This window comes from Microbacterium mcarthurae, assembly GCF_046064585.1.
GTDB classification, from domain to species: domain Bacteria; phylum Actinomycetota; class Actinomycetes; order Actinomycetales; family Microbacteriaceae; genus Microbacterium; species Microbacterium mcarthurae.
Genome location: NZ_JAROCE010000003.1, coordinates 63,596 through 76,349, shown reverse-complemented (window position 1 = coordinate 76,349; position 12,754 = coordinate 63,596). Strand labels below are relative to the sequence as shown.

Sequence of the window (12,754 nt, the reverse complement as noted above, 5' to 3'; positions counted from 1 at the left end):
CGTTCTGCGGTTGATTATTCTAGGCGCCCGAAAGACCGGCCGCAACCGTCGATCGCGGACGCAGGTCGCCGATGCCGTCGAGCACGAAATCGGGGCGGAGATGCGGCTCGCACCGCACGACATCAGCGACCGAGGCGTCCCCCGTCAGGACCAGCGCGGACGAGATGCCCGCGTTCTTGGCCATCCGCACGTCGGTCTCGAGCCGATCGCCGACCATCACGACCGAGCGCACCTCGGGCCCGAGCATCGCCGTGACCGCGTCGATCATGATGCGGTCGGGTTTACCCATGTTCGCCGTGCAGCGCACCCCGGTCGTGGCCTCGAGCGCCGCCACGATTCCCGCGGCATCCGGTTCCCCGCGCCCGCCCGGGAACGGGCAGTAGCGATCGGGGTTCGTCGTGACGAGGATCGCGCGGCGGTGCTGCCACAGGGCGTCGAAGGCGATCTGGAGCTTGCGGTAGTCGAAACCCCGGTCGTAACTGGCCACGACGATGTCGATCTCGGTCGGGTCCTCGCTCACCCGGATGCCGGCCTGCTCGAGGGCGCGCACGAGCGGCGCCTCCGCGATGGGGAAGACCGTGGCGCCCGGGTGCTCGCCGCGCAGCCACGCGACCGTGCTCACGACGGTGTTGACGATCTCGCTCGGATCCACCGGGATACCGAGGCGCTCGAGCTTCGCGACGTACATCGCCGGGTCGCGCGTGGGGTTGTTCGAGAGGAAGACGGTGCGCGCGCCGCGCGCGCGGAGGTCGGCCAGCATTTCGCGCGCGCCCGGGAGCAGCTCGTCGCCGAGGTACACCGTTCCGTCCAGATCGAACAGGTAGGCGTCGAACCAGCCCGCGAGCCGCCCATCAGACATGCGCCACCTCCGCGATCCGCGGGAAGACCGGACGCAGCGCGGGGTAGATCGCGCCGTACGCGTGGAACAAGTCGTCGTAGCGCGCGGCGGCGGCAGGGTCGGGGTCGTAGCGACGACCGCGGCGCGTCATGGCGGCGACCGCCTCGGGGATGCCGGGGAACAACCCCGCACCGACGGCGGCGAGGATGCCGACACCCAGCGCGGTGGCCTCGTCGTGCCCCGCGAGGACGACGGGGCGCCGCAGGACGTCGGCGAAGATCTGGCACCACAGGTCGCTGCGCGCCCCGCCGCCCATCGCCACGAACTCCGTCACCGGAGCCGGGAAGTGCTCCTCGGCGCGCTCGAGACACCAGCGCAGTTCGAAGGCGATGCCCTCGAGGATCGCGCGGTAGATGTGCGCGCGCGTGTGCACTCCCCCGAACCCGACCATCGTGCCCCGCGCCCGGTGATCCCAGGTGGGGGTCAGCTGCCCGTTCCAGTACGGGACGACGAACAGCCCCTCGGCGCCCGCGGACACCGTCCGCGCCTGCTCCTCCCACCAGTCCTCGCGGACCACGCCCGCGGGCTCGCCCGCCGCGATCTCGTGCAGGAACCAGGTCACCATGAAGGTTCCCGCCCCGACGAACATCTCGTTGCTCACGGTCCGCGGGATCGCGCCCGACATGGCCCGGTACGAGGTGTGGGGATGGAAGCGGGCACCGAAACACCCCGACACCAGTCCGGTCCCGATGTTCAGGTACGCGTCGCCCTCGCCGCACACGGCGGCGCCGAGACCGGCCGACTGCCCGTCGCCCGAGCCCGCGACGACGAGGACATCGGTCGTGAGCCCGAGTTCCGCGGCCTCCTCGGCGCGCAGCCCCCGCAGGGAGGTGCCGGGCTCGACGAGGCGCGGCAGCACGCTCCGGTCCAGACCGAGTCCCGCGAGGATCTCATCCGAGTAATCGCCGGCGGCCAGGTCGAGGATCCCCAGCGGGTCGGCACTGGCGATCGAGGTCACCCACTCCCCCGTCATCCGGTGGACGAGGTAGGCGTGCACGTCGGCGATGTGCGCGGTCAGAGCAAGCGATTCGGGCTCGTTCTCCGACAACCAGTGCAGCTTGTAGAGCGCGGGCGTCGGGTTGGGCGGCTTGCCGGTGAGCTCGTGAATGCGCTGCGTCCCGACGCGGTCGACCTGGTCGCCGGCGCGGGAATCCAGCCACAGCATCGCCGGACGCACCGGGCGGTCCTCGGCATCCATCAGCGCGAAGCTCTCGCGCTGGTGCGTGATCGAGAGCGCGCGGATCCGATCGGGCCCGACGGTGCGCACGCACGCCCGGACGGCACGCACGGTCGCGCGCCACCAGTCCTCGGGGTCTTGCTCGCCCCAACCGGGCTGTGGGATCGACAGCGGCATCTCGCTGCGACCCTGCGCGACCGCGCGGCCGTGGCGGTCCCAGGCGACGCACTTGGCCCCCGTGGTCGAGCAGTCGATTCCGAGGACGATGTCGCTCACGCCGTCACCTCCCGGGCGGCGGCTGCCCGCACGGCGTTGTCGGCGAGCGCCAGCACGGCGTCGACGTCGGCCTCGGTCCACCAGCCCGCCGCGGCGAGGAGGTCGATCACGGTCACGCGGTTGCGCATGTAGAGGCAGTTCGCCACGGCCCACCGCCAGATCTCGGGCGTGACGTGGAGGCCGAGGTCTTCGCGACGCAGCGGCGCCCCCGCGACGGCTAGCGCACGCGCGATCGCCTCCCGATCGGGTCGCATCTCACCCAGGCGCTCCTCGAGGGCGGCGGGGTCGGCCAGCAGGTCCAGGGGATCGGTGGGCGCCGCAGCCCACGCCGCCCGTTTGGCCGAGTAGTCGCGCCAGCACTCCGCGCCCAGCGCACCCGAGGGGTCGCACACCGCGAATGCCGCGCGCACCGTCGCCTCCTCGTCGCCCACCCGGGGCACGACGTCGCGACCGGCACGAGCCTCGGCGAAGAGGTGGTCCCAGGCCGCCGCGGCGACGACGGAGGCCACCCCGACCTGGGCGCCGTGCAGCCCCACGTCGACACCGCGGGCCACCGCGTCCATGTCGAGCATGTGGCTGACGAGGTGTTCGACGCCCGACAGGCAGGCCGTGGATCCGGCGATCCCGGTGCCGATGCCGCGGATGGCGAGGACACGGGTGAGCTGCTCGACCGGCCGGGCCTGCCCGTCGCCGAGACCGGCGCCCCACTCCGTCGGGTCTCCGGCGAACTCCCGCAGCAGATCTCGGGGCGTGGTGTGGAACGACGCGTCGGTCCCGACCTGCGCGGCAAGCCACCAGTCGGCGGGCGCGGTGAACAGCGACTGGAGCTCGCCGAAGCCGGAGGCGTTGAGCTCGACCGGCGCGGTGGCGATCACGGTCGTATCGGCGAGCACGACGTCGGGCCAGCGGGAGTCGATCGTTCGCTTGGCGCCCGAGCGCAGCACCACCGAAACGTTGTCGGTGAACCCGTCGACGGAGGCAGCCGTTTGCACGATCACCAGCGGGATGCCGCCGGCCCGCGCCGATGCGACCTTCGCGATGTCCGAAATCGTGCCGGACCCCACGGCCACCACGGCGTCCGTTCCCGCGACGGCTGCGGTGGCGCTGTCGAGGGCCACGTCGTCGACGTGGAGGTGGCCCGGTTCGCCGAGGACCGTGGGGGCGACGACGAACTCCTCCTCGAGCGCGCGATGCACCGCCTCCTTCAGGTCGGCCTCGCCCGAGAGGATGCGGGTGGCGTCGACGAGGAGGGCGACGGTCGCGCGACCGATGCCGGCGGGGAGGAGGGTTCGAACGTGCGCGGGCGCGAGGAAGGCTGCGTCCGGCGCGATCACAAGGGTGCGTAGTCCGAGCGGCACGAGGTCCTCGGGGCGCTCGGCAGACGCGATTGCGGCCCGGACGGCGTCGAGGTCGGTGGGGTCTGCGATACGGGAGAACGCGCTCATGTCCATCCTTCGACTCTGAATCGGATGTACGCATATTCATTCAGTACGTGAATATGTTCGTTCTGTGAGTCTAGGAACGCCCCCCGGACCCGTCAAGGGGCGCGCGCGAGCAGCTCGACGGCCGGACCGACGCACGATCCGGCGACGAAGGGAGACTCAGCCGCGGGCGACGATCTCGATCCGACCGCCGACGCGGCGCGCACGGCATCCCGGCAGGTCGATGGGTCCTTGCCCGCGCCACTCGGTCGCCAGGCGCGCGACCTCGAGCGTCTGCGTCCGTGTCAGAGCGACCCCGAACTCACTGTCGACGACGTAACGGATGATGCGGTTGCGCAGCGCCGCGGGGTTCGCGGCCAGGGCCGCGACCGACACCGAGATCCCGGCTTCGGCGTGCTCGACGATGTCTTCGATCGTCTCATCGATCATGTCCTGGAACGCCGCCGCGTCCTCCCGGAGCTGCTCGGCGGTGCGCGCGAGGGCTTCGGCCACGCCCGGCCCGAGCTCGCGCTCCAGAGTGGGCAGGACGGTCTCGCGGACGCGAACCCGCGCATACGCGGGGTCGAGGTTGTGGGGGTCGCGCCACGGGTCGAGTCCTTCCGCGGCGCACGCGGCCGCGGTGACCTCGCGACGGACGCCGAGCAGGGGACGCACCCACGCCGGGCCGGTGGCATACCTCCGCTCCGGCGGCATGCCGGACAGGCTCGCCGCCCCCGACCCCCGCGCCAGCCCGAGCAGGACCGTCTCGGCCTGATCGTCGAGCGTGTGCCCCAGAAGCACCGCATCCGCGCCCGTCTCGGCGGCGGCACGGGCGAGACCGGCGTACCGCGCCTCGCGCGCCGCCGCCTCCGGACCGTTGCCGGCATCGCGCACGTCGACCGCGACGACCCGCGCGGCGAGCCCGAGCCCGCGGGCGAGCTCCGCGGCGCGCTCGGCGATCACGGGCGATCCCTCCTGCAGGCCGTGGTCGATCACCACGGCCTCGGCCCGGATGCCATGACGCGGGGCTTCGAAAGCGGCCGCGGCCGCGAGGGCGAGCGAGTCCGCGCCGCCGGAAAGCGCGATCACGACGGCACCCTGCCGCCCCTCCAGGCAGGCACGTACGGCACGTCGCACCTCGGCGACGGCGGGGTCGAGTCCAGGTCGCCGCTCCTGCATGGCATCCACGCTATCCGCCGAGGCGCGGCCTCACCCCACGGACACAACGCAGGGCCCCGCGGGAGCGAGAACGCCCCGGCTAGGCTGGGCGGGGAAACCCACAGACCTAAGGAGCACGAGTATGGGCGCGTACGACGCCGTCATCGAGATCCCGCGCGGCAGCCGCGTGAAGTACGAAGTCGACCACGGCACCGGCCGGGTCTTCCTCGACCGCATCCTGTACACGGTGTTCGGCTACCCGGCCAACTACGGCTTCTTCGAGAACACCCTCGGCGAGGACGGCGACCCGCTCGACGTGCTGGTGCTCCTCGACCGCGACCTCTACCCCGGCATCCTCGCCAAGGTCCGCCCCGTCGGCGTGCTGAAGATGAGCGACGAGGCCGGCGGCGACGACAAGGTCGTCGCAGTCCTCGCGAAGGACCCGCGTTGGGACCACATCCAGGACGTCGGCGACATCGACGAGTGGACCAAGAAGGAGATCGCGCACTTCTTCGAGCACTACAAGGACCTGGAGCCCAACAAGTGGGTCAAGGTCGACGAGTGGGCGGATGCCGCCGAGGCCGAGCGCCTGGTCGGCGAGGCGTTCACGCGCTTCGAGGAGCACGACGCCCAGACCAAGACGCAGGGTGAGGGCGAAGCCCCGAACACCCTCTGACCACTTCGGTCACGAGGAAGCCCCCCGGTCCGGGACCGGGGGGCTTTCGCGTGGGTCAGACCCAGACGCCGCGGTCACGCAACCACGTCGCGGGGTTGGTCGTGCCGCCCCACGGGGGGTAGACCTCGAAGTGGAGGTGGCATCCGAACGAGTTGCCGGTCTGGCCGGTCGCAGCGATCTGCTGCCCCGCCGAGACACGCTGGCCGTTGGAGACGTAAATGCCGCCCCCCACGATGTGCGCGTAGCCCGTGGCGGACCCGTCGTCGTGCTGGATGCGCACATAGTTGCCGTAGCCGCCGTTGTAGCCGGCGTAGGTCACGCGACCGGCTGCCGCGGCGTAGATGGGAGACCAGCATCCCGCGCCGAAATCGAGGCCGAGATGCCAGGTGCTCGCGCAATAGCTGGGGCCGCACTGACCGGTGCGGGGGCCGTATCCGGAACTGGTTCCCGCCGAAGAGGGGCGAGCCCATCCGGACCCGCCGACGGAGCCGCCGCCACCACCGCCGCCGCCACCGCCACCGCCGCCACCGCCGCCACCGCCACCACCGCCGCCACCGGAGTTGGCGGCCGCGTTCCGACGGTCGCGTTCCTCCTGCTCGCGCTGGGCCCGGGCGCGGGCTTCGGCTTCCTCACGAGCGCGGCGCTCGCGCTCTTCACGCGCCTTGCGCTCGGCCTCGACGCCGGCCTGGTAGTCGGCCACGGTCTTGGCCGTGGTGTCCTTGAGCGCCGCGAGCTGCGCCTCGAGCACGACCTGGTTGGCCTGCTGCGCCGCGAGGGCGGCCTGTGCAGCGTCCGCAGCCTGCTGTGCGGCGACCATTTTCTCTTCGGCGATCGTCTTCAGGCGGTCGCGTTCGGCCTTGGCGTCTGCGGCCTGGCTGCTGAGGTTCTTTGCGCTGTCGCGAGCCGCCACCGCGGCGGCGTACACCGAGCGGTTGCGCTCGAGGAGCTTGTCCATCGTCCCGAGCTTGGAGAGCAGGTCATCCGCCGTCGCCGCCGAGCCCGAGAAGAAGAGATCGAGCGAGGTGTCGTCACCGCCGCTGCGGTACAGCTGCGCCGCGACCTTCCCCGCCTTGGTCGCGGCATCCGTCGCCTTCGCCGCTTCCGCGTCGGCTTGCGCTTGGAGCTGCTGGGCGCGGTAGTCCGCATCGAAGTAGGCCTGCTGCGCCGCGTAGTACTCGTCCGAGCGCGCGACGACCTCGGCCTGCGTGCGCGCGACCTCGGACTGCAGCCCGGCGATGAGGCCCTGGATGCGGCTGATCTCGGCCGCCTTCGCGGCTTCGTTGGCGCGCGCGGCTTCCACGTCGGCCCACGAGGGGTAGTCGGCAGCGAACGCCGGCGAAGAGGAGACCAGCGACGGGACGGTGGCGCCGAGAGCGCCGAGCGCGACCGCGCCGAAGGCACCGATCTTCAGGGCGCTCCGCCGATCGAACGACGGCCAGAGACGGGCCCGCTCCGCAGGGGTGGGCGCGCAACCGCAGTCGTCCGCGCCGTCGGGGGGTTCAGGCGTCACGGGAATACCTCATCTCACCGGTTCGCAACTCGGACCACAGTAGCAACACGAATCACACGAACAACAGGGCGAGTTCCCGCTGTCGCAGCCCAGTGTGGGCCCTCGACACGCCAGGGCGGCGGAGCGCCACGCCCTCGATTGGCAATCTCGAGAATCATGAAGTAGGCTCGGTCGTCGGCAAGTGAGCACGGAATCGCAAGAATCCGAGCATCATCCGGCCCCATCGTTTAGCGGCCTAGGACGCCGCCCTTTCACGGCGGTAGCACGGGTTCGAATCCCGTTGGGGTCACTCACCGGTCACAATTAAACAAGCATGGCCCTGTAGCGCAGTTGGTTAGCGTGCCGCCCTGTCACGGCGGAGGTCGCGGGTTCAAGTCCCGTCAGGGTCGCTCCATAGCGACGGGCCTTCTTTCGAGGAGGCCTTTCGTCTAGGAAGCGGCAGATATGTCGCTCGGCTCTGTAGCTCAGTTGGTAGAGCGTTCGACTGAAAATCGAAAGGTCACCGGATCGATGCCGGTCGGAGCCACTGGAACCCCCGCGTAGCTTCTACATCGCGGGGGTTCTTCTTTTCCCCGAACGCTCCCCGGTTCCGGATGCGAGCCCGCCGCCTACGTCAGCGCGAGCGCGACGCCGCCCACCGCGCCCACGATCACCACGACCCAGGCAGGGACACGGAACGCCGTCAGCAGTACGAACCCGACGAGCGCCAGCACGAACGGCCCGGGTCCGGTCACGGCGGTCGTGAAGACCGGCGTGTACAGCGCCGCGCCCAGGATGCCGACGACGGCCGCGTTCGCGCCCCTCATCGCCGCGCGCACGCGGGGACGGCCGCGCAGCGCGTCCCAGAAGGGCAGCACCCCGACGAGAACGAGGAAACCGGGGACGAAGATCGCCGCGAGCGCGACGAGCGCGCCCACCACCCCGCCCGGCCCGACGGAGGACACCGCGCCCAGATAGGCGGCGAACGTGAACAGCGGACCCGGCACCGCCTGCGCGGCGCCATAGCCGGCGAGGAACGTGTCGGGCGACACCCACCCGTTCTGCACGACCTCGGCCTGCAGCAGCGGCAGGACGACATGCCCGCCACCGAACACCAGAGCCCCCGATCGGAAGAAGGCATCGGCGAGCGCGATCACGCCCGAACCGGTGACGACCGCCAGAACAGGCAGCCCCAGGAGCGCCACGGCGACGAGGACGAGGCATCCGATCCCCATCGCCCGCGAGACGCCGAAGCCCGGCACCGACGCGCCCGCCTCGGCGCCGCCGTCGCGCAGCAGGAGCAGCCCGGCGACGACGCCGATGATGAGCGCACCGATCTGCCCCACCGCGCCGGGCGCGAAGAGCGCGAGGGCGGCGGCGACGACGGCGAGGCCGGCGCGCGGCGCGTCGGGGCTGAGCGAACGCGCCATTCCCCATACGGCCTGGGCGACGATGGCGACGGCCACGATCTTGAGTCCGTCCAGGATGCCGCCGCCCACCGGGCCGCCGAACAGCGAGGCCCCGGCGGCGAACGCGATCAGCAGCACCGCCGACGGCAGGGTGAAGGCGAGGAACGCCGCGAGGGCGCCGAGGAAGCCGGCGCGCTGCAGCCCCATCGCGAAGCCCACCTGGCTCGACGCGGGGCCGGGGAGGAATTGGCACAGGGCGACGAGATCCGCGTAGGCCCGGTCGTCCATCCAGCGGCGGCGCACGACGAGGTCGTCGCGGAAGTACCCGAGGTGGGCGATCGGACCGCCGAACGAGGTCACGCCCAGCCGGAGGAACGCCAGGAAGACCTCGAGGACGGTACCGGTCCGTGTCATCCCCCCTTCCTATCGCGCGGGAGGAAACGACGGATGAATCGAGGTCAGCGCAGCGGACGTTCCAAGAGCCGATCGACCAGGCGAAGCGTCTGCGCCGTACGGTCCTGGTCGCGGGTGATGTCGGCGCCGAGCACGGCATCTCGGAATCGCTCGACCTCGCCGATCATGGGGTTCTCCGCCGCCCGGACCTCGATGACTTCGGGGACGCCGCCCCGCGGGATCAGCTCGAGCCGGCGCGGAGCGTCGATCGCGTCGATCGTCACCGAGGCGTCCTCGCCCTGCATCTCACTCGGGAGCGCCGTGTCGGTGATCTTCGACCACGCCACGTCCGCGATGAAGCCGTCGTACTCCGCCGTGGCGCTGCCCAGCCCGTCCGTACCCGACGCGATTCCCACGCGAGACCCGTCGATCCCGCGCGGCTCTCCGAAAAGCAGCACGAGCGCGTGCAGCGGGTACACCCCCAGGTCGCGCAGCGCACTGCCACCTAGCGCCGGGTCGAAGATGTTCGTCTGCTCGCCCGCGAGCACGTGGTCGTACCGCGCGGAGCGCTTCTCGTACCGGAACGAGACGCGGCGGATCCGGCCGAGCCGCGGCAGCACGTCCGCGACCGCGCGGGTGCCGGGGTCGTAGGCCGTCCGCATCGCCTCGAGCAGCACGACACCGCGGTCCCGCGCGCGCTGCACGAGAGCGTTCCAATCCCCCGCCGTGAGGACGGCGGGCTTCTCCACGAGCACCGGGATGCCGGCATCCAGGGCCGCGCGGATCTGTTCCGCGTGCACCGCGTTGGGGCTGGCGAGGTAGACGGCGTCGACGTCGTCGGCGGAGAGGAGGGCGTGAAGGCCGTCGGCGACACCGGGCGCGCCGATGCGGTCGGCGAAGGCACGTGCCCGCTCGGGGTCGCGCGAGGCCACGCGACCCAGTTCCACGCCGTCGACCGCGCCGACGGCATCCGCCAGGCGCTCCGAGATCGAACTGGTTCCGACGATGCCGATACGGATCATGAACCCATCATCGCGGGCCGCGCTCTGCGCGATGGTGCGGGAACTGCGTGAATCGTCCTCGCTAGGATCGCCGTGATCGTGGGGACGATCACCGCTGCCGGGTGGGGGAGGTTCGATGGTCACGCGCGCGCAACGCCGCCGGGCTGCCCGACGCCTGCGCCTTCGGCGCACGGTCGCCGTCGTCGTGGCGGCCGTTCTCGTGGCAGGAGGCGTGACCGCCGTCGCCGTGACACGCGGCGCTCTGGGAACACCCGCGGTCGAGGCGGAACAGCCCGCCACCGCGACGCCGACCCGCACGCCGACCCCGCCGCCCACCCCTCTCACCCCGGCGCAGAAGCTGCTGTCCACCACGCGCGATCCCCGGGCGTGCGTCGTGTCGTTCGCCGGGGACGGCATCGCCATCGAGCCCCAGATGCAGACCCAGGAGGCGAGGTACGAAGCCCTGCCCCTTCCCCGCGCCGACGGCCGGGTGTTCGCGGGCTGGTACTCCACCGCCGCCGAGGCCGAGTCGCTCGAGGTCCCGGCGCGCGTGAACGGCGCCGACCTGGTCGCCTGCAGCGCCCGGGAGAAGACGCTGTACGCCGCATGGACGACCCCCGAGGCGAACGTGGCAGAGGACGCCGGCATCCCGATCCTCATGTACCACCAGTTCACTCGGAAGCCGGAGGGCGAGGAGGGGTGGCTCCGGGGCAACTACGCGTTCGTCGACGACTTCGACGCGCACATGGCGTACATCCAGGAGTCCGGGTTCTACCTGCCGACCTGGGACGAGGTGAGCGCCTTCATCGACGGGGCGCTGTATCTGCCGAAGCGTTCCGTCGTGATCACCGACGACGACGCCGACAGCTCGTGGCTGGAGCTGGCGGCACCCATCGTCGATCGTCGCCAGCTCCTGACCACCTCCTTCGTCATCACCTCCGCCCGCACCGAGAGCACTCCCAACCGCTTCGTGCTGCAGCGGTCACACACGCACGACATGCACCGTGCCGGAGCGAACGGGCGGGGCCGGATGGTCAACGATGACGCCGACACCATCGCCGCCGACCTGTCGCAATCGGCGGCGATCCTCGGCGCGAAAGAGGTCGTCGCCTACCCCTTCGGTCACCATGACGACACGACCAAAGAGGGTCTGCGACGCGCGGGATTCGAGCTCGGCCGGACGGTCGAGCCCGGGTACGTCCGCATCGGCACCGACAAGCTCGCGCTGCCGGTGATCCGCGTGAACTACGGCATGACCGTCGATGATCTGAGGGATGCCATCGGCTGACGACGGGGGAAATGGCACCGCTCGCGCACGTGAACGTCCCGCTAGCTCCCAGGTAACTGATCCACAATCCCAGTTTGGGCACGCGTCGGCCGGTCTACGCTGTGTACTTCTGGCTTCACCGAAACGCGAGTACCCATGGACCTATCCGTCATCGTTCCGACCTTCAACGAGGGTCCGAACGTCGCCGAGCTCGTCCGCCGCACCACTGCTGCACTCCCCGGTCGAGCCATCGAGATCCTCTTCGTCGACGACTCCACCGATGACACCCCCGACATCATCCGCGCCGTCTCGGCGGAGGCATCCGTTCCGGTGCGCCTGCTGCACCGCGACCAGCCCGTCGGCGGTCTCGGCGGCGCCGTCGTCGAGGGCATCCGCGCGGCGGCATCCGATTTCTGCGTCGTGATGGACGGTGACCTGCAGCACCCGCCCGAGGTCATCGCCGAGCTGCTGTCGCGCGCCGAGGTCGGCGACGCGGATGTCGTCGTCGCCTCCCGCTACATCGCGGGCGGCACGTCCGACGGGCTCGCGAACGCCGTGCGCACCCTGGTCTCCCGGGGATCCACGATGCTGACCAAGGCGATGTTCCCGCGGAAGCTGCACAACTGCTCCGACCCGATGACGGGTTTCTTCCTCATCGACCGCCGCGCACTCGACGTCGAAGAGTTGCGCCCGCGCGGGTTCAAGATCCTGCTCGAGATCCTCGCGCGCAAGCAGATGCGGGTGGCCGAGGTGCCGTTCTCGTTCGCCGCCCGCTTCGCCGGCGAATCGAAAGCCTCGTTCAGTCAGGGCATGCGCTTCCTGACCCAGCTGACCATGCTCCGGTTCGGCCGGATGTCGGCGTTCGCCGTCGTCGGCGGCCTCGGCGCCGTGGCGAACCTCCTCATCACGTGGGGGCTGACCAGCCTCGGTGTGCAGTACCTCATCGCCTCGGTGATCGCGAGCGTGCTGACCATCATCGGGAACTTCCTCGCGCTGGAGTACCTGGTCTTCGCCGACATGCGTGCCGAGTCCGGTCTCATGCGGCACCGGTTCCTCAAGTCCTTCACGTTCAACGGCATCGAGGCGATCGTGCGGATCCCGTTGCTGTGGCTGCTCGTGAGCGCGGCGCACCTCCACGTGGTGATCGCGACGGCGCTGACTCTCATCGCCGCCTTCGTCGTCCGCTTCGTCTATCACGCGCTGGTCGTCTACGCCCCCAAGAAGAACCGGCTCTCCCGGCTCCCTCTCCCCGAGACGCTCGAGGACGAGCTGACAGCCTGACGGCCCGACGGGCCGCGGCCCATCTCGGCCGCGTACGCTGGAAGCATGTCCGACGCATCCATTCGCATGTTCGGCGCCGACTGGTGCCGTGACTGCATCCGCACGAAGAAGCAGCTCGACGAACTCGGTGTCGCCTACGAGTACGTCGACCTCGTGGCCGACCCGGCGGCCGCCGACGTCGCCAAAGAAATCTCCGGCCGCACGAACATTCCCGTCGTGGTCTACCCCGACGCCTCGCACCACGTCGAGCCGTCGAACGCCGACGTCGAGGCCAAGCTCCGCGAGCTCTCGCTCATCTGACCCGCCAT

Annotated in this window: 11 protein-coding genes and 3 tRNA genes; 7 read left to right on the top strand and 7 right to left on the bottom strand. The window is 70.8% G+C overall.

What is annotated here, in order from left to right; translation table 11 throughout:
* Window positions 1-19: 19 nt before the first annotated feature.
* From P5G46_RS10385 to tilS, 4 genes are all read right to left on the bottom strand, one after another.
* Window positions 20-859: an HAD-IIA family hydrolase gene (locus P5G46_RS10385; protein WP_408905661.1), complete on the bottom strand. Its 840-nt coding sequence runs from the start codon at window positions 857-859 to the stop codon at window positions 20-22.
* A complete protein-coding gene (locus P5G46_RS10380; RefSeq protein ID WP_408905660.1) occupies window positions 852-2,351 on the bottom strand; it encodes a xylulokinase in 1,500 nt (499 codons plus the stop codon). The genes P5G46_RS10385 and P5G46_RS10380 overlap by 8 nt, the downstream gene beginning before the upstream one ends.
* The gene (locus tag P5G46_RS10375; protein ID WP_408905659.1) at window positions 2,348-3,796 is read right to left on the bottom strand and encodes an iron-containing alcohol dehydrogenase; all 1,449 of its coding nucleotides are present in this window, start codon (window positions 3,794-3,796) and stop codon (window positions 2,348-2,350) included. The genes P5G46_RS10380 and P5G46_RS10375 overlap by 4 nt, the downstream gene beginning before the upstream one ends.
* Window positions 3,797-3,952: 156 nt before the next feature.
* A complete protein-coding gene (gene tilS / locus P5G46_RS10370; protein WP_408905658.1) occupies window positions 3,953-4,951 on the bottom strand; it encodes a tRNA lysidine(34) synthetase TilS in 999 nt (332 codons plus the stop codon).
* Window positions 4,952-5,072: 121 nt separating this feature from the next.
* Between tilS and P5G46_RS10365 the strand changes: the two genes are divergently transcribed.
* Window positions 5,073-5,606: an inorganic diphosphatase gene (locus P5G46_RS10365; protein WP_239275909.1), complete on the top strand. Its 534-nt coding sequence runs from the start codon at window positions 5,073-5,075 to the stop codon at window positions 5,604-5,606.
* Between the two features lie 55 nt (window positions 5,607-5,661).
* Here P5G46_RS10365 and P5G46_RS10360 read toward each other — a convergent pair whose 3' ends face one another.
* Complete coding sequence (locus P5G46_RS10360) at window positions 5,662-7,116, bottom strand: peptidoglycan DD-metalloendopeptidase family protein (protein WP_375094829.1); 1,455 nt, start codon at window positions 7,114-7,116, stop codon at window positions 5,662-5,664.
* A gap of 216 nt (window positions 7,117-7,332) precedes the next feature.
* Between P5G46_RS10360 and P5G46_RS10355 the strand changes: the two genes are divergently transcribed.
* The 3 genes from P5G46_RS10355 (at window position 7,333) to P5G46_RS10345 (ending at window position 7,642) form a co-directional block, all read left to right on the top strand.
* Window positions 7,333-7,405: transfer RNA gene (locus tag P5G46_RS10355), tRNA-Glu, on the top strand.
* Window positions 7,406-7,431: 26 nt separating this feature from the next.
* Window positions 7,432-7,505 (top strand) — tRNA-Asp (locus P5G46_RS10350).
* A gap of 64 nt (window positions 7,506-7,569) precedes the next feature.
* A tRNA-Phe gene (locus tag P5G46_RS10345) sits at window positions 7,570-7,642 on the top strand.
* Window positions 7,643-7,724: 82 nt separating this feature from the next.
* Here P5G46_RS10345 and chrA read toward each other — a convergent pair.
* Window positions 7,725-8,918 (bottom strand): chromate efflux transporter, encoded by a 1,194-nt coding sequence (chrA, locus tag P5G46_RS10340; RefSeq protein WP_408905657.1) that lies wholly within the window; start codon window positions 8,916-8,918, stop codon window positions 7,725-7,727.
* A gap of 44 nt (window positions 8,919-8,962) precedes the next feature.
* Window positions 8,963-9,919, bottom strand: coding sequence for a Gfo/Idh/MocA family protein (locus P5G46_RS10335; protein ID WP_408905656.1), 957 nt, complete (start codon window positions 9,917-9,919; stop codon window positions 8,963-8,965).
* A gap of 115 nt (window positions 9,920-10,034) precedes the next feature.
* On the opposite strand from P5G46_RS10335, the gene P5G46_RS10330 reads away from it, so the two are divergent.
* From P5G46_RS10330 to P5G46_RS10320, 3 genes are all read left to right on the top strand, one after another.
* The gene (locus P5G46_RS10330) at window positions 10,035-11,186 is read left to right on the top strand and encodes a polysaccharide deacetylase family protein (RefSeq protein ID WP_408905655.1); all 1,152 of its coding nucleotides are present in this window, start codon (window positions 10,035-10,037) and stop codon (window positions 11,184-11,186) included.
* A 135-nt stretch (window positions 11,187-11,321) separates the two neighbouring features.
* Window positions 11,322-12,446 (top strand): glycosyltransferase, encoded by a 1,125-nt coding sequence (locus tag P5G46_RS10325; RefSeq protein WP_239276077.1) that lies wholly within the window; start codon window positions 11,322-11,324, stop codon window positions 12,444-12,446.
* Between the two features lie 45 nt (window positions 12,447-12,491).
* Window positions 12,492-12,746, top strand: coding sequence for a glutaredoxin family protein (locus P5G46_RS10320; protein ID WP_022879717.1), 255 nt, complete (start codon window positions 12,492-12,494; stop codon window positions 12,744-12,746).
* The last annotated feature ends 8 nt before the right edge of the window (window positions 12,747-12,754 follow it).

Excerpts from the sequence above, each read along its gene's own strand:
- P5G46_RS10365 (WP_239275909.1), top strand. The coding sequence starts at position 5,073 with ATGGGCGCGTACGACGCCGTCATCGAGATCCCGCGCGGCAGCCGCGTG.
- chrA (WP_408905657.1), bottom strand. The coding sequence starts at position 8,918 with ATGACACGGACCGGTACCGTCCTCGAGGTCTTCCTGGCGTTCCTCCGG.
- P5G46_RS10385 (WP_408905661.1), bottom strand. The coding sequence starts at position 859 with ATGTCTGATGGGCGGCTCGCGGGCTGGTTCGACGCCTACCTGTTCGAT.
- tilS (WP_408905658.1), bottom strand. The coding sequence starts at position 4,951 with ATGCAGGAGCGGCGACCTGGACTCGACCCCGCCGTCGCCGAGGTGCGA.
- P5G46_RS10325 (WP_239276077.1), top strand. The coding sequence starts at position 11,322 with ATGGACCTATCCGTCATCGTTCCGACCTTCAACGAGGGTCCGAACGTC.
- P5G46_RS10320 (WP_022879717.1), top strand. The coding sequence starts at position 12,492 with ATGTCCGACGCATCCATTCGCATGTTCGGCGCCGACTGGTGCCGTGAC.
- P5G46_RS10330 (WP_408905655.1), top strand. The coding sequence starts at position 10,035 with ATGGTCACGCGCGCGCAACGCCGCCGGGCTGCCCGACGCCTGCGCCTT.
- P5G46_RS10335 (WP_408905656.1), bottom strand. The coding sequence starts at position 9,919 with ATGATCCGTATCGGCATCGTCGGAACCAGTTCGATCTCGGAGCGCCTG.
- P5G46_RS10375 (WP_408905659.1), bottom strand. The coding sequence starts at position 3,796 with ATGAGCGCGTTCTCCCGTATCGCAGACCCCACCGACCTCGACGCCGTC.